This window comes from Sulfitobacter sp. 1A15106 (assembly GCF_043556995.1).
GTDB classification, from domain to species: Bacteria; Pseudomonadota; Alphaproteobacteria; order Rhodobacterales; family Rhodobacteraceae; genus Sulfitobacter; species Sulfitobacter faviae.
Genome location: NZ_JBIFFM010000007.1, coordinates 67,180 through 81,683, shown reverse-complemented (window position 1 = coordinate 81,683; position 14,504 = coordinate 67,180). Strand labels below are relative to the sequence as shown.

At 63.1% G+C, this 14,504-nt stretch carries 14 protein-coding genes; 7 read left to right on the top strand and 7 right to left on the bottom strand.

The annotated features are described in order from the left end of the window. Positions 1-58 precede the first annotated feature (58 nt). A complete protein-coding gene (locus tag ACGYKA_RS12420; protein ID WP_394409114.1) occupies positions 59-703 on the bottom strand; it encodes a DsbA family oxidoreductase in 645 nt (214 codons plus the stop codon). Between the two features lie 102 nt (positions 704-805). On the opposite strand from ACGYKA_RS12420, the gene ACGYKA_RS12415 reads away from it, so the two are divergent. Beyond that, positions 806-1,429: a helix-turn-helix domain-containing protein gene (locus tag ACGYKA_RS12415; protein ID WP_067262060.1), complete on the top strand. Its 624-nt coding sequence runs from the start codon at positions 806-808 to the stop codon at positions 1,427-1,429. Here ACGYKA_RS12415 and ACGYKA_RS12410 read toward each other — a convergent pair. Further along, positions 1,418-3,148 (bottom strand): extracellular solute-binding protein, encoded by a 1,731-nt coding sequence (locus ACGYKA_RS12410; RefSeq protein ID WP_394409117.1) that lies wholly within the window; start codon positions 3,146-3,148, stop codon positions 1,418-1,420. The genes ACGYKA_RS12415 and ACGYKA_RS12410 overlap by 12 nt on opposite strands. Positions 3,149-3,541: 393 nt before the next feature. Here ACGYKA_RS12410 and ACGYKA_RS12405 point away from each other — a divergent pair, with 393 nt between their 5' ends. Both ACGYKA_RS12405 and ACGYKA_RS12400 read left to right on the top strand, forming a co-directional pair. After that, positions 3,542-4,327: a 3-hydroxybutyrate dehydrogenase gene (locus ACGYKA_RS12405; RefSeq protein ID WP_394409120.1), complete on the top strand. Its 786-nt coding sequence runs from the start codon at positions 3,542-3,544 to the stop codon at positions 4,325-4,327. A 5-nt stretch (positions 4,328-4,332) separates the two neighbouring features. After that, entirely contained in the window at positions 4,333-5,367 is a 1,035-nt protein-coding gene (locus tag ACGYKA_RS12400; RefSeq protein ID WP_394409123.1) for a patatin-like phospholipase family protein, read from the top strand. Here the strand turns inward: ACGYKA_RS12400 and ACGYKA_RS12395 are convergent. From ACGYKA_RS12395 to ACGYKA_RS12380, 4 genes are all read right to left on the bottom strand, one after another. Further along, positions 5,347-6,099: a DUF502 domain-containing protein gene (locus ACGYKA_RS12395; RefSeq protein ID WP_067262054.1), complete on the bottom strand. Its 753-nt coding sequence runs from the start codon at positions 6,097-6,099 to the stop codon at positions 5,347-5,349. The two genes, ACGYKA_RS12400 and ACGYKA_RS12395, sit on opposite strands and share 21 nt — an antisense overlap. Before the next feature lie 84 nt (positions 6,100-6,183). Then, positions 6,184-7,116 carry a pseudouridine-5'-phosphate glycosidase gene (locus ACGYKA_RS12390; protein WP_394409126.1) on the bottom strand — a complete coding sequence of 311 codons (933 nt, stop codon included), beginning with the start codon at positions 7,114-7,116 and terminating at the stop codon, positions 6,184-6,186. Continuing rightward, entirely contained in the window at positions 7,113-7,997 is an 885-nt protein-coding gene (locus ACGYKA_RS12385; RefSeq protein ID WP_394409129.1) for a PfkB family carbohydrate kinase, read from the bottom strand. Before ACGYKA_RS12385 ends, ACGYKA_RS12390 begins: the two co-directional genes overlap by 4 nt. A 42-nt stretch (positions 7,998-8,039) precedes the next feature. Beyond that, on the bottom strand, positions 8,040-8,867 hold the full coding sequence (locus tag ACGYKA_RS12380) for a DUF4198 domain-containing protein (RefSeq protein ID WP_394438966.1): 828 nt from the start codon (positions 8,865-8,867) through the stop codon (positions 8,040-8,042). Between ACGYKA_RS12380 and ACGYKA_RS12375 the strand changes: the two genes are divergently transcribed. Then, the gene (locus ACGYKA_RS12375) at positions 8,866-10,011 is read left to right on the top strand and encodes a HupE/UreJ family protein (RefSeq protein WP_271687362.1); all 1,146 of its coding nucleotides are present in this window, start codon (positions 8,866-8,868) and stop codon (positions 10,009-10,011) included. The genes ACGYKA_RS12380 and ACGYKA_RS12375 overlap by 2 nt on opposite strands. 40 nt (positions 10,012-10,051) lie before the next feature. Here the strand turns inward: ACGYKA_RS12375 and ACGYKA_RS12370 are convergent, their stop codons facing one another. After that, a complete protein-coding gene (locus ACGYKA_RS12370; RefSeq protein ID WP_067262045.1) occupies positions 10,052-10,675 on the bottom strand; it encodes a thiamine phosphate synthase in 624 nt (207 codons plus the stop codon). A gap of 122 nt (positions 10,676-10,797) precedes the next feature. Between ACGYKA_RS12370 and ACGYKA_RS12365 the strand changes: the two genes are divergently transcribed. The 3 genes from ACGYKA_RS12365 (at position 10,798) to ACGYKA_RS12355 (ending at position 14,456) form a co-directional block, all read left to right on the top strand. Further along, complete coding sequence (locus ACGYKA_RS12365) at positions 10,798-11,562, top strand: RNA methyltransferase (RefSeq protein WP_271687361.1); 765 nt, start codon at positions 10,798-10,800, stop codon at positions 11,560-11,562. Between the two features lie 263 nt (positions 11,563-11,825). Then, positions 11,826-12,971: a heme A synthase gene (ctaA, locus tag ACGYKA_RS12360; protein ID WP_394438964.1), complete on the top strand. Its 1,146-nt coding sequence runs from the start codon at positions 11,826-11,828 to the stop codon at positions 12,969-12,971. 3 nt (positions 12,972-12,974) lie between these two features. Then, positions 12,975-14,456, top strand: coding sequence for a carboxypeptidase M32 (locus ACGYKA_RS12355; protein WP_394409138.1), 1,482 nt, complete (start codon positions 12,975-12,977; stop codon positions 14,454-14,456). The last annotated feature ends 48 nt before the right edge of the window (positions 14,457-14,504 follow it).

The following is a 14,504-nucleotide window of genomic DNA, read 5'->3' as shown; positions in this document are numbered from 1 at the left end:
TTGTGGTTGCGCTCTCGATAGTCGAGAACGCTTAACTTGGCAATGATTGCCGCCTTGTTTAGTCCTGCTGATTGGTCAGATCGGCAATGACCTGCGCCCATAGCTCGGGCGGCTGCGCGCCGGGCACGGCATGGGTGTTGGCAACGATGAAGGTCGGCACCGAGTTCACGCCCATCTTGCGGCTGTGCGCGTCGCGGTCGCGGATGTCCTGCGCATCGACATCGGATTTCAGCAGGCGGGTGACCACGGCGGCGTCCATCTCGATACTGTCGGCGATATCGGCCAGTACCTCGGCGGCACCAATGTCGCGGGCATCGACGAAATAGGCTTTGAAAAGGGCAGAGACGGCTGCGGTCTGGCGCCCTTCGATCCCGGCCCAATGGATCAGACGGTGCGCGTCCAGCGTGTTAGGCGTGCGCTGCATGGCCTCGAAGTTGATATTCAGCCCGGCCTTCTCGGCATGTTCCACAACCGGTGCATAGGCGCGCACGGCGCCTTCCTTGCCGCCGAACTTACGCTCGAGATAGCTGCGCCGGTCCATGCCTTCGCGCGGCATGTCGGGGTTGAGCTGGAACGGGTGCCATTCGATGGCAAAGGGGTGGTCGGGATGGTCTTGCAAAGCGCGGTCCAGATGCGCCTTGCCGATATAGCACCACGGGCAGATCGGGTCTGACATGATATCGAGTTTGATCGCTTCGGCCATGATGCGCCCCATCTATTGCTGCGCAATGGGCATAGCGGGCCGGGGCCGGTATCGCAAGCGGGCAGCGTTGCAAGCGCCCCGGGGCGCGGCTATAGCAGGTCCATGACAGATACGCCGCCCCGTTCCCTGATCCAGATCGCCCGCGAAAGCGGCGCGAGCGAGACCGCCCCGCCGGTCGATCTTGGCGCAAGGGTGCGCGAGCTGCGCAAGGCGCGTAATTGGACGCTGGAACAGGCCGCGCGGCAGGCGGGGCTGGCGCGCTCGACCTTGAGCAAGATCGAGAACGGGCTGATGTCGCCCACCTATGACGCGCTGAAGAAGCTCGCCGTGGGGCTAGAGATCACCGTGCCGCAGCTTTTCACCCCGCCCGCGGGGGAGAAGATCACCGGCCGCATGGCCGTGACCCGCGCCGAGGAAGGCGCGCCCAAGGCCACCGGCACCTATGAGCATGTCCTACTGGCCGACGCGTTGCGCAAGAAGCAGATGCTGCCCTACCGCGCCCGCATCCGCGCCCGCCGGATGGAGGAGTTCGACGGCTGGGTGCGCCATGACGGGGAGGAGTTCCTCTATGTGCTGACCGGCATGGTGCGGCTTTTTACCGAGTTTTACGAACCCGTCGACATGCGCCGCGGCGATAGCGCCTATTACGACGCCACCATGGGACATAACGTTGTCTCGCTCAGCGATGAGGATGCGACGATCCTCTGGGTGACCTCACTGGTCTGACCCCTCCGCCGGTTGCCACCACCAGACCTCGGGCATGAAGTTCGGCCCATCGCCGTAAAGCGGGATCGTCTCGGGGTAGGCCATGCGCGCGTCATGGGCGATCAGCCCTTCGTCGAACTGCCAGAAGGGGATGACATAGCGCCCCGCCGTCAGGATCCGGTCAAGCGCGCGGGTCGCGGCGACGAAATCCGCCGTTTCGCGGGCCTGCAACATCCTGTCGATCATCGCATCCACCGCCGGAGAGCGCACGCCCATGAGGTTGCGTGTGCCGGGCAGATCGGCGGCCTCCGACCCCCAGTAGAAACGCTGCTCCGTACCGGGGCTGAGCGACAGAGCGCGGCGGAAGGTTGTCATGTCGAAATCATAGCTGTTCTGCCGTGCGACGAATTGCGCATCATCCACGGTTTCGATCTCGGCGGTGATGCCAAGCCGCTTGAGGGCCTGCGTGTAAAGCTCTGCAATCGCTAGGTTTTCACGGCTTCCCTTGGACAGAAGGATGGTAAAGGTCAGCGGCGTGCCGTCGCCCCGGCGCATGACGCCGCCTTCGGCCTCGTAACCTGCGGCATTCAACTGCTGCATCGCGGCGCGGATGCCCGCGCGGTTGCGGGCAGAGCCGTCACCCACCGGCAGCCGATAGCCATCCACCGTGCCGGGCGGCAGCGTGTCGACGTAATCGGCCAGCAGATCGAAAACCCGCCCTGACGCCGGACCGTCGCGCATGGCAAGGTCGGAGTTCGAGAAATAAGAGGTGATCCGGGGAAGGGTGCCGCCGGTAAGCGTCTCGTTGATATACTCGAAGTTGAAGGCCGAGATCAGCGCGTCGCGCACCCGCCAATCGTCGAAAGGCGCGCGGCGGGCGTTCATGACAAAACCGGTCATGCCCGAAGGTTTGCTATGCGGGAATGTGGACTTCACCACCTCGCCGCGGGTAATCGCGGGGAAGTCGTATTGCGTGGCCCAAGTCTCGGCATTGAATTCCCGCACGGCTGAAATTTGTCCGGCCTTGAAGGCTTCGAACAGCACATTGGCATCGCCGTAGAAGTCGATCTTTACCTCATCGTAGTTATGCGTGCCTTGGCGAAAGGGCACCTCGGCGCCCCAGTAATCGGGGTTGCGCGTCAGTGTGACATGGCGGCCCGCCTGATAGTCGGTGATGGTATAGGGGCCGCTGCCCAAAGGAATTTCGGACAGGGGGGCATTGGCAAAGTCCTGCCCCTCCCATTGCGCCTTGCTCAGGATGGGGCGCATTCCGGCGAGCAGGGCAAGCTCGCGGTTGTCGCTGTTGAAAGTCATGCGCAGGCCGCGCGGGCCGGTCTGTTCGATGTTGTCGATCTGCTGGCGCAGCCCGTGGTAGCGGGGATGGCCTTCGGTGCCGAGCAGATCGAAAGAAAAGATCACATCCGCGACGGTGACGGGCGTGCCATCGGAAAACCGCGCCTCCTCGCGCAGGGTGAATTCCACCCAAGAGCGGTCCTCGGGCACCTCGATCGTCTCGGCCAAGAGGCCGTAAAGCGCGAAGGGTTCATCCCAGGACCTCCCCATCAAGGTCTCATGGGTGAAATGCGGCAACTGCCAAGGCGCGGTGCCCTTGCGGACGAAGGGGTTGAGGCTGTCGAATCCCCCGGTATTGCCCAGCACGATCTCACCCCCCTTGGGGGCTTCGGGGTTCACATAAGGAAGGGCGTCAAAATCGGCCGGCAAAGCAGGCTCGCCATACATGGCGATTCCATGTTGCGGGGCAGCCCAGGCCGCCCCCGAGAGCAGAATCAGTGAAGAAAGGGCCGCAACGCCCCGTGCTTTCGAGAAAAATTCCCAGCTCATTTTTGAAACAATCACGATCTGCCCTTATTTTGTTGGAGTTATTCCATACCCGCGGATTCTCGCCTTATCAAACTTTTAGCTTGGATTGTGAGCGTGAAAGGCGTATACAGAGATCACTGCTCGATAGGTTTCTTGCCTGTATGAAACCTGCCTCAATAACTTACGCCCGCCTCGCGCGGGCGTTTTTTTTGGCCAATTTTCACCGACCCTTAAGCTCCTTCGCGCAAACCCTTTCCCTTTGGCGCGCGCGCAGTACATGATGCGGGCGCAGCATGAACAAGGAGACGCGCCATGGCTTTCACCATCGACCTGTCCGGCAAGACAGCCGTCATCACGGGATCGAACTCTGGAATCGGACTGGGCATCGCCTGGGAATTGGCGCGGGCCGGGGCCGATATCGTGTTGAACTCTTTTACCGATGACGAGGCGGATCATGCGCTGGCGCAGGAGATTGCGCAGACATGCAACGTAACGGCCCGCTACATCAAGGCCGACATGTCCAAGGGGGCGGACTGTCGGCGCTTGATTGCCGAAGCCGGGGTCTGTGACATTCTGGTGAACAACGCGGGCATCCAGCATGTCGCGCCAATCTCTGAGTTTCCGGCCGAGAAATGGGACGCGATCATCGCGATCAACCTGTCGTCGGCCTTTCACACCACCGCCGAGGCTTTGCCGATGATGCGCAAAGCGGGGTGGGGCCGGGTGATTAACATCGCCTCGGCCCATGGTCTGACGGCATCGCCCTATAAATCCGCCTATATCGCCGCGAAACACGGGATTGTCGGCCTCAGCAAGACCACAGCGCTTGAGACGGCGAAAGACCCGATCACCTGCAACGCGATTTGCCCCGGCTATGTGCTGACCCCGATCGTTGAGAAGCAGATCCCCGACACGATGAAGGAATACGACATGAGCCGCGAAGAGGTGATCGAACAGGTCATGCTCACCCGGCAACCGTCGCGCGAATTCGCCACTGTTGAGCAGATGGGCGGCACGGCGACCTTCCTATGCTCGGATGCAGCGGCGCAGATCACCGGCACGACGATCAGTGTCGATGGCGGCTGGACGGCCTTGTAAGCGCCGTGGCGGTCAAGAAACGCATCAACCTCGCCCTCCAAGGTGGCGGCGCGCATGGCGCTTTCACTTGGGGGGTGCTCGACCGGCTGTTGCAGCAGAACGATCTGGATATCTGCGGGATCTCCGGCACCTCGGCGGGGGCGCTGAACGGGGCGGCGTTGAAGTCGGGGATGATCTCGGGCGGTCGCGAGGGCGCGCGGGAGAATCTCGATTGGCTGTGGGCGCAGGTCTCTGGCATTTCGGACCTGCGGCTGTCGCATTGGCTGGCGCCTTTCGGTTTGGACAAGCTCAGTCAGGCGATGGAATATTCGCTGCCCATGGCGATCTCGGATTCGCTGACGCGGGTCGTGTCGCCCTATGCTTACGGCCCGTTCTATCGCAACCCGCTCGAAGATGTCGTGGCCCGGTTCGATTACGGCAAAGTGGGCGCGCATAAGCCGCCGTTCTTTTTCGTCTGCGCCACACGGGTCCGCAACGGCAAGATCCGGGTGTTTGAGGGGGATGAAATCGGGCCTGATGCCTTGCTCGCCTCAGCCTGTCTGCCGACGATCTTTAAGGCCGTAGAGATTGACGACGCCCAGACCGGCCAGCGCGAGGCGTTTTGGGACGGGGGCTATACCGGCAACCCGGCGCTGTTTCCGCTGTTCCGAGACGATCTGCCCGAAGATATCGTGGTGGTGAACATCAACCCGCTCGACCGCGAAGACCTGCCGGTCACGCCGCAACAAATCCAGAACCGCATCAATGAGATCAGCTTTAATTCCAGCCTCTTGCGCGAGATGCGGGCGATTGACTTCGTTCAGCGGCTGATTGCGGATGGCACACTGCCGGAGGGGCGGATGAAGCGGGTGCACATGCATATGATCGCCGACGACGCGCTGATGGCGCAGCTATCAGTGGCGACAAAGCTGATGCCCAACCCGGCGGTGATACGGGCGCTGCATGAGGCAGGCGTGGCGGCGGCGGACCGGTTTCTAGAGGAGCACTTCGACGATCTGAACCAGCGCAGCAGCGTCGATCTACCCGCGATGTTCGGCTGAGTTTTCAGGGTCCGACAGCGCCAGCGCCTCGGGCAGGTCGGCACCGGGGCGCGGCGGATAGACCAGCCCGGCAGAGATCACCAGCTTCGCCGCGTCTTCGACGCTCATGTCGAGTTCGATCACATCCTCCCGCGGCAGGAACAGTAAAAAGCCCGAGGTTGGGTTCGGCGTGGTCGGCAGAAAGACCGAGAGCATCTCGCCGCCCGCGTTGGTGCGGGCCAAGACCTCTCCCTTCGCCTCGGTCGAGATGAAGCCAAGCGCCCAGATGCCGCGACGGGGGTATTCGATCAGGCAGGCGGTCTCAAAGCTCCGCTCGGACTGGGCGAAGATTGTCTCGGAAATCTGTTTGATGCCGGAATAGATCGTCCGCACCACGGGGGTGCGCTCCACCAGACTTTCGGCGAAGCGGATCATCGAACGGCCGATCAGCCCTTTCGCGGCCCAACCGACCATGACGGTGAAGATCAGAAAGATCACCACCCCAAGGCCGCGCACGTTGAACTGCATCGACGGGTCGAGACCCAAGAAATCTTGGAGCAGCCGGTCGGGATGGTAGGCTTTGGGCACCAGCGGCAGCACGAAACCGTCGATCCAGCCGACCACGCTCCAGATCAGCCAGATGGTCAGCCCGACAGGCGCAATCACGACCAACCCGGTCAGGAAAGACGCGCGCAGCCTTGCAACAAGGCTGCGCCGAACCTGCGTTGGGTCGGGATCAAAAGGTGTGTTCATCTGTGCCGTTTTCCGAAGAGTTAATCGCAACATAGCTAAGGCGTATGCCCCGGCCCGGCAATGGCTCCGCGGTGTTTTTCGCCTTTAACGCGGCAGGTTGACGAGGTTTGCGGCGATCTTGGCCCCCAGCCGGGCATTGTTGCGCACCAGTGCGATATTGGCGGTGAGCGAGCGGCCCTCGGTCAGCTCGAAGATGCGTTGCAGCAAGAACGGGGTCACGCCTTTGCCGTGGACACCTTGAGCATCGGCCTCAGACTGGGCCTGCGCGATGATCGGGGCCAGTTCGGCGGCGGGGATTTCTTCCTCCGTGGGGATCGGGTTGGCCACCAACTGGCCGCCGGGCAGGCCCATGGCGGCGCGGGTGCGGTGGGCTTTGGCAAGGGCTGCGGCATCATCAAGGCGCAGCGGCGATTGAAGGTCCGACCCCGCGCTCCAGAAGGCGGGGAAGCTGTCTTGGCCCACCGTGATGACCGGCACGCCTTGGGTTTCCAGCACTTCCAGCGTTTTTGGCACGTCGAGGATCGCCTTGGCGCCCGCCGCGATGACGGTGACGGGGGTTTGGGCCAGTTCCATGAGGTCGGCGGAGATGTCAAAGCTGTCTTCCGCGCCCTTATGCACGCCGCCGATGCCGCCGGTGGCGAAGACTTCGATGCCCGCTAGATTGGCCGCGATCATGGTGGCGGCGACGGTGGTGGCACCTGTCCCGCCCGAGGCGATGCAAACGGCCATATCGGCGCGCGACAGTTTGGCCACGTCCTTGGCTTGGGCCAGATCGCTCAACTGGTCATCGTCCAGACCGATATGCAGCGCGCCGCGGATCACGGCGATGGTGGCGGGCACGGCGCCTGCGTCGCGGATGTCCTGTTCGACCTGCCGCGCCACTTCGAGGTTTTGCGGATAGGGCATGCCATGAGTGATGATGGTGCTTTCCAAGGCTACGATCGGCGCACCGTTTTCGCGGGCCTTGGCCACTTCGGCGCTGAAGGTCAGGGGCAGGGCGGATGTGGCGGTGGTCATATCTTGGTCTCTCCGGAAACGTAAAGGGCGGCGGCATCAAGTGCTGCCTTGAGGGCGGTTTGCGCAACGGCACCGCCAAGTTCAGCGGCCACATGGGCCGCCATGAATGTATCGCCTGCACCCGTGACCCGGGCGACATGCACCTGCGGCGGGGTGAGGGTGATGATCTCGTCGCCTTGGCCCACGGTGGCGGGGTTGCCGCCGTCGGTCACCACGGCGCGGCGTGCGCCACGGGCCAGCAGGGCGCGAGCGGCGGTGGGGGAATCGTCAAAGCTCGACTGGCAGAGCAGCCCGGCCTCTTCGAGGTTCACATAAAGCGTGCCGCGTCCCGCTTTGAGGAAGGGCGTCAGCCGCAGCGCCTTGCCGGGAGAGGCGGGCGCGACGCGCAGGTCGGCCTTTGCCAACAGCGGGCTTTGCGCCATCTGGGCCAGTAGTTCGACGGTCAGGTTGCCGTCGAGCGCCACGGCCCCTTCGTAGGGGCTGGGCAGGCTGCCATCCTCCAGCGGACGCAGGATCTTGTCGCCCGCAGCCTCCAGCGAATGGGCATCGGCAATCGCGGCGATCAGCCCGTTGGAGCCTTCGACGGCCATGTAACGGTCGGTCGGCAGATCGTCCGAGCGGTAGACGTGATCGGTGATCAGCCCGCGCAGGGCGCAGGCGGCGATCAACTCATCCCCTTCGGCATCGCGCCCCACGGCGGAAAGCAGCGCCGGCGTTAGCCCAAAGCGCGCCAGCGCCATGCCGATGTTCAGCGCCACGCCGCCGGGCAGGCGGGTGATCCGCCCCGGCATGTCAGAGCCTTGGCGCATGGCGTTTTCAGAGCGGCCGATCACGTCCCAAAGGACGGAGCCGATGCAAAGGATGTCAGCTGTCTTGGTCATGCGGCGCTTCTAGCCGCCAAATCTCCCCACGCGCAAGCGGCGTTATTGTGGCACCGCGAATGTCAGCGCCGCCCAGAGCGTTTCCCAGACCGGTTGATCGGGGTCGTAGCCCGCGCTCGCTTGCGCCTCTGCTGCCGCGCGCAGCACCACCGCGTCAAAGAGGTATTCATGCCCCGCCGTGACCGGAACCAGTGCTTCGCCTGCCGCATCGGTGCGGTGAAGGGTGATGGTCACGCTGTCATCTGGAGCGCGGTCGAACACTTCGATTTGCGCGTTGGCGCGAGGGGTGCCCTGATAGAGGAGGGCCACCTTCATCTTACCTGCGAAATCTGCGGCATAGGGATTCGTCAGCGCCACGAACTCCGTCGCCATGCCGTTGGGCGCATCCTGCCCTGCGCCCGCGCCGAGGGCGATCAGGGTTTTGACGTGGCGGGTGTAGCTCTCGACGACCTTCTCGGTCGACCAGCCGTTCGCGCGGTGATCGCTTTCGGCCTTGGGGAAATCCTTATGCTTGGCGAAACGGAGGAATTTGTCAAAGTCCTCATAGGTGACTTTGGAGGGCGTCGTTTCGGCCACCGCCACGACCAGCGCGTCACCCTCGGGCGCGGGGAGGCTCAGGGCAGGGCTGTCGCCCGCGCGCGGCGATAGCGGGACCTCTTTCCCGCCGATTTTGACCTCGAAACGCGTGAGCCGGTTGGGCAGATAGGGAAAGGCCGCGCCGGTAAATTCCTCACCATTGCGAAAATGCGCCGCGATCTTTTCACCGCTTTCCACTTGATAGTTCACCGGCGACAGCCAGTATTCATGTGCAAAGGCAGGCGCTGCCGATAAGATACTGAAAATAATAGCGGACAACTGGGATAGTTTCATGAAGCGAACTTTCATTTTGTTAAGATCCAAGCTGGCGTTGCTGTGGCTGTTGTCAAGCGCGGTACTGCTTTCGGCAGGCGCTGGTGCACAGGCGCATGAGGTCAAACCCACCATCGCGGATCTGACCGTCGCCGAAGGGCGCGCGGTGTTGGCACTTGAGATCAACCTCGAAGCGCTCTTGGCGGGTATCGACCTCGACACCGTCGAAGACACCGACAATGCCGAGAATGCGGGTGATTACGATGCGCTGCGCAGCCTGCCCGCCGCGCGCATCGTCGCCCGCGCGCCCGAGCTTTTGCCCAACTGGAACAGCCTGCCGCTACTCAGCGTCGATGGCGCCGCCGTGCCGTTGGAGAGTGTGACACTCGAGGTGCCCGAAGGGATCGACGCCGAACTGCCGCGCGACAGTCAATGGCGACTGGAGGGCGCAGTGCCTGCAGGCGCCGAAGAGGTACAGGTGACATGGCCGGATGGCGCGGGCGCACTGGTGCTGCGCCAGCAAGGGGTGGAGGCGCCCTATACCGGCTATCTGTCGGGCGGTGAGACCAGCCCCGAAATCGCACTTGGGGGCGGTGATGCCGAAAGCGGCTGGCAGGCTTTCGTCAGCTACATCCCGGTTGGGTTCGACCACATCCTGCCCAAAGGGTTGGATCACATTCTATTCGTCTTGGGCCTGTTCTTTCTGTCGACCCGACTGCGGCCTTTGATCTGGCAGGTCACCGCCTTCACGCTGGCCCATACGGTCACGCTGGCGCTTGGCGCTTTGGGCTGGGTTAACGTGCCGGGGGCCATCGTCGAGCCGCTGATCGCCGCTTCGATCACCTATGTCGCGGTCGAGAATATCTTTCACTCCGCCCTGAACCGCTGGCGGCCTTTGGTGATCTTTGGCTTTGGGCTGTTGCACGGGCTTGGCTTCGCCTCGGTGCTGGGGGATTTCGGCCTGCCTGCGGGGCAATTCGTGCCGGCGCTTATCGGCTTCAATATCGGGGTGGAACTGGGGCAGCTGGCAGTAATCGCCATCGCCTTCGTACTGGTCGGCTGGGCGATGAATCGCGACTGGTACCGCCGGGCCATCGCTGTCCCCGCCTCCTGCGTCATCGCGGCGGTCGGGGCCTATTGGTTCATCGAACGGGTGTTTTTGTAAGCGAGCGGGCAGCCCTTAACCGGGCTGCCCCAAGGGCCGCTTAGCCCTGCATGGCAGCGATCAAGGTGGCGAGTTCGGCCACCGGATCGTCCTTGTCCCAAATCTCGGTCCCGATGCCGAAAAAATCGGTCCGGGGGGCGAGGTCGCGGATCATGTTGATGTCAAGCGCGCCTTCGGCGACGACGGGCACTTCGATGACTTCGGACCACCACTGAAACAGATCGGCCTCGGCAAAGCTTCCATCGCCAAGCGCGCTGGCTTGGGTCGGGCCAAAGCTGATGTAGTCTGCCCCGGCTTCGCCTGCCGCCATCCCCTCATGCCGCGATGTGCCGCAAAAGGCGCCGACTATGGCATCTTCGCCCAGTTCTTTGCGGGCATGGCGCACGGTGCGGGCCGCATCGCTAAGGTGCACCCCGTCGAGGCCGAGCTTTTCGACCAGCAGCAGATGATCCGAGATCACCAAGGCCACGTCGCGCGCATGGGTCACTTCGCGCAGCGCGTCACCGGCGCGGGCAAGGCGGTCTTCATCCCGGGTCGAAAGCGCCATGCGCACACAGGCGACCGGATGGGCGTCGAGCACGGCGGCGAGTTGCGCGGGGAATTGGCTCAGCTCAACTTCGGGCGGGGTGATAAGGTAAATCTGCGGCTGTTCTGGCGCGTCCATGGTCACTGTCCTTAATCGGGTCTGGGAGCCTGACTAGCGCAGGGCGTTGCAAAAGAAAACGGATATGCGTGTGTCGCGCGGGCTTTCTTGCGGTGCGCAGGCGCAGGGGCTATGAGGCGCGCATGACAGAGACATCCTCCTCCCCCGTTCAGCCCGCGCCGATCCCGGCCATCGTGCTTGTCCGCCCCCAGATGGGCGAGAACATCGGCGCCGCGGCGCGCGCGATGTGGAATTTTGGCCTCGATCACATGCGGGTCGTGGCCCCGCGCGACGGCTGGCCGAGCCAATCCGCCGTGGCCATGGCCTCGGGGGCGGGGCGGCTGTTGGACGAGGCACAGCATTGCGCCGATCTGCCCGAAGCGCTTGGCGATTGCGATTTCACCTTTGCCACCACGGCACGCAGCCGAGACCTGACCAAACCGGTCTACAGCCCCGAAGCCGCGATGCGGTTAGCGGCGGAAAAGATCGCTTCGGGTCAACGGGTTGCGGTGCTGTTCGGGCCCGAGCGGGCAGGGCTTGAGAATGATGATATCGCGCAGGCCAATGCCATCGTCTCGGTCCCGGTGAACCCAAAGTTCGCCTCTCTCAATCTCGCGCAATGCGTGCTGTTGATGTCTTACGAATGGATGCGGGCGCAGGGCGAGGTGACCCATGAGGTCGTCGAGATGGCGGGCACCGATTGGGCCAAGGGCGCCGAGGTTGACCATTTGGCGCGGCATTATGAGGAGCAGTTGACCGAGGCCGGGTTCTTCTTCCCCGAGCATAAGGTCGCCTCGATGAAGCTCAACCTTCGCAACATGTGGTCGCGGATGCCGCTGACGCGGGCGGATGTGCAGATGTTGCATGGCATCCTGCGGCAAATGGTCCGCTGGAAGGAGAAGGGCTGAGGGACTGAGGGCCATCGGCTGCCCGTGGGGCGGCGATCCTGAAGGTTTTTCTGCCACTTTATGGTGCAGCATCAATGCTTTGCCGCAGTGTCGCGCCTGTCCTTGCCAAATCGCCTCCCCGTGGGGCGGGCAGGCGATGGCCCGGCGCCTTCGGCTTGAATCCGGGCCGGGGTTGGCGGCGCATGCGGCAACATAACCCACCCCGCTAGACCTTTCTCCGCCCATGTCATACCACTCTATCCAAACGGAAAAAGAGGCGCGCCATGGCGGAGAAACGCAAACTGTTCGAAGAGGTCGGCACCGACCAACCCAGCCGTGCCCCGGTGCAAACCGGCACGATCGACAAGGGCCGGGGTGGCGCGCGCGGGCCGATCCGGGTCTGGCTGATGATCCTCTTTGCGCTGGTCTTTGTCATGATCGCCGTGGGCGGGCTGACGCGGCTCACTGACTCCGGCCTTAGCATCACGGAATGGCGCCCGGTGACCGGTGCCTTGCCGCCGATGAACGAGGCCGACTGGCAGTCTGAATTTGAGAAATACAAGCAACTCGATGAGTTTCAGGTTCAGAACTCTTGGATGGAACTCTCCGATTTCAAAAGCATCTACTGGTGGGAATGGGGGCATCGGCAGCTTGGCCGGGTGATCGGCCTCGTCTGGGTCTTGGGCTTTCTCTACTTCCTCCTGCGTCGCCAAATCCCTGTCGGCTGGACCAAACGGCTGCTCTTTATCGGCGCATTGGGCGGCGCGCAGGGGGCGATTGGCTGGTGGATGGTCGCTTCGGGCGTGACCAGCGGGCAGGGGGTGACGGATGTGGCCTCCTACCGTTTGGCGACGCATCTGGGGCTGGCCTTTGTCATCCTCGGTTTCATCACTTGGTATGTGCTCTTGCTGGGTCGCAGCGAACGCGATCTGATTCAGGCCCGCCGCGCCAAGGAGGCCAAGCAATTCGGCATGGCAACGGGTCTGTTGCATTTCGCCGCATTGCAGATCCTGCTGGGCGCCTTGGTCGCAGGAATCGACGCGGGGCGCTACTTCGTCGACTGGCCGCTGATGCAGGGGCAGTTCTTCCCGCCCGACGCATTCGACATCACGCCGACATGGCGGAATTTCTTTGAGAACCCGGGGTTGGTGCAATTCATGCACCGGATGGCGGGCTATCTGCTCTTTGTTTTCGGGGTTGTCGTTTGGCTGCGCGGTCGCCGCTCGGCCCATGCCCGCACGCGCTTTGCTTTTAACGCCGTGATGGCGGCGCTGTCTTTGCAAGTGGTTCTGGGCATCACCACCGTGCTCTATGCCGCGCCCGTGCATCTGGCGCTCGCGCATCAGGCGCTGGCCGTGCTGCTTTGGGTGCTGATCCTGCGCGCGCGTTTCCTTGCGGCCTATCCCGTCGCCACATCGCTGAGAGGCTGAGACATGACTGCATATGATGATTTGATGGCTTTCCAGCGCGACACCGAGGCGCTGGCGCAGGTCGCAGGCCGTTTGGGCTGGGATCAGGAAACGGTCATGCCCCGGGGCGCGGCCCCGCAGCGGGCCGAGGAGATGGCGGCGATGGAAAGCGTCCTCCACGCCCGCCGCATCGACCCGCGCATCGCTGATTGGCTGGCCCAGATCGAGCCCGCGGCGTTGGACGCGGTCGGGCAGGCGAACCTCCGCCACATTAAACGCGATTTTGACCGCGCCACCCGCGTACCCGCCGATTTGGCAGCGCGTATCGCCCGCGTCACCTCCGCCGCCCAAGGCACTTGGGCCGAGGCCCGCGCCGCCGATGACTTTGCGGCCTTCGCTCCTACTTTGAAAGAAGTGATCGCGCTCAAACGCGAAGAGGGGGCCGCACTGGCCGAAGGGCGCGAGATCGAGATTTATGACGCGATGCTGGAGGATTACGAGCCCGGCACCACGGCGGCGGACCTCGAAGCCATGTTTGGCGCGCTGCGGCCAAAACTCTCCGAACTGCGCGCCGCCGTCCGCGAAGCCGAAGCGCCGCCGGTGTTGGAGGGTGTCTTTGACGAAGCGGCGCAGATGACGCTGACCGCCAAACTGGCGCGGCGTTTTGGCTATGATCTGGCCACCGGGCGCATCGACAAGGCGGTGCATCCCTTCTCCTCCGGGTCGGGGCTGGACGTGCGGATCACCACGCGAACCAATGCCCTCGACCCGTTCAACTGCTTTTATTCCACCGTGCATGAGGTGGGCCATGCGGCCTATGAGCAAGGGATCGACAGCGCCTATCTGCTGACGCCTTTGGGCCGGGGTGTGTCGATGGGGGTGCATGAAAGCCAAAGCCGCATCTACGAAAATCAAATCGGCCGCAGTCGCGCCTTCACCGGGTGGCTCTTTGGTGAGATGACGGCGGTCTATGGCGATTTCGGCGTACCGGATGCCGAGACCTTCTACCGGATCGTCAACCGTGTGTCGGATGGTTTCATTCGGACCGAGGCGGATGAGCTTCAATACAATCTCCATGTCCTGTTGCGTTTCGATCTAGAACGGGCGCTGATGTCGGGCGACCTGCAGGTCGACGGGTTGGAAGCGGCGTGGAACGATCGCTTTGAGGCTGATTTCGGCTATCCAGTGGACCGCCCGTCAAACGGTGTCTTGCAGGACGTGCATTGGTCCGTCGGGCTTCTGGGCTACTTCCCGACCTATAGCCTCGGCAACGTCTATGCGGGATGCCTGCACGAGGCATTGCGGGAGGCCGTACCCGATCTCGACGAAGCCTTGGCAAGGGGGGATACGAGTGCTGCTACCGGTTGGCTGCGTGAGAACGTGCAAAAGCATGGGGGCCTTTATGAGCCGCGTGAGGTAATCACCCGCGCTTGCGGGCAGCCGCCGACGGAGGCACCGTTGCTGACCTACCTAGAAAACAAGTTCACGGAACTGTATGGAATTTAGGCATCTAAGATGGGGAACAAATCGCCATTTTGGATGTTGCTTAAACAA

What these genes read in the sequence shown, in the direction of transcription:
- ACGYKA_RS12420 (WP_394409114.1), bottom strand. Translation starts at nt 703, where the DNA reads ATGGCCGAAGCGATCAAACTCGATATCATGTCAGACCCGATCTGCCCG.
- ACGYKA_RS12415 (WP_067262060.1), top strand. Translation starts at nt 806, where the DNA reads ATGACAGATACGCCGCCCCGTTCCCTGATCCAGATCGCCCGCGAAAGC.
- ACGYKA_RS12410 (WP_394409117.1), bottom strand. Translation starts at nt 3,148, where the DNA reads ATGTATGGCGAGCCTGCTTTGCCGGCCGATTTTGACGCCCTTCCTTAT.
- ACGYKA_RS12405 (WP_394409120.1), top strand. Translation starts at nt 3,542, where the DNA reads ATGGCTTTCACCATCGACCTGTCCGGCAAGACAGCCGTCATCACGGGA.
- ACGYKA_RS12395 (WP_067262054.1), bottom strand. Translation starts at nt 6,099, where the DNA reads ATGAACACACCTTTTGATCCCGACCCAACGCAGGTTCGGCGCAGCCTT.
- ACGYKA_RS12390 (WP_394409126.1), bottom strand. Translation starts at nt 7,116, where the DNA reads ATGACCACCGCCACATCCGCCCTGCCCCTGACCTTCAGCGCCGAAGTG.
- ACGYKA_RS12385 (WP_394409129.1), bottom strand. Translation starts at nt 7,997, where the DNA reads ATGACCAAGACAGCTGACATCCTTTGCATCGGCTCCGTCCTTTGGGAC.
- ACGYKA_RS12375 (WP_271687362.1), top strand. Translation starts at nt 8,866, where the DNA reads ATGAAGCGAACTTTCATTTTGTTAAGATCCAAGCTGGCGTTGCTGTGG.
- ACGYKA_RS12380 (WP_394438966.1), bottom strand. Translation starts at nt 8,867, where the DNA reads ATGAAACTATCCCAGTTGTCCGCTATTATTTTCAGTATCTTATCGGCA.
- ACGYKA_RS12370 (WP_067262045.1), bottom strand. Translation starts at nt 10,675, where the DNA reads ATGGACGCGCCAGAACAGCCGCAGATTTACCTTATCACCCCGCCCGAA.
- ACGYKA_RS12365 (WP_271687361.1), top strand. Translation starts at nt 10,798, where the DNA reads ATGACAGAGACATCCTCCTCCCCCGTTCAGCCCGCGCCGATCCCGGCC.
- ctaA (WP_394438964.1), top strand. Translation starts at nt 11,826, where the DNA reads ATGGCGGAGAAACGCAAACTGTTCGAAGAGGTCGGCACCGACCAACCC.
- ACGYKA_RS12355 (WP_394409138.1), top strand. Translation starts at nt 12,975, where the DNA reads ATGACTGCATATGATGATTTGATGGCTTTCCAGCGCGACACCGAGGCG.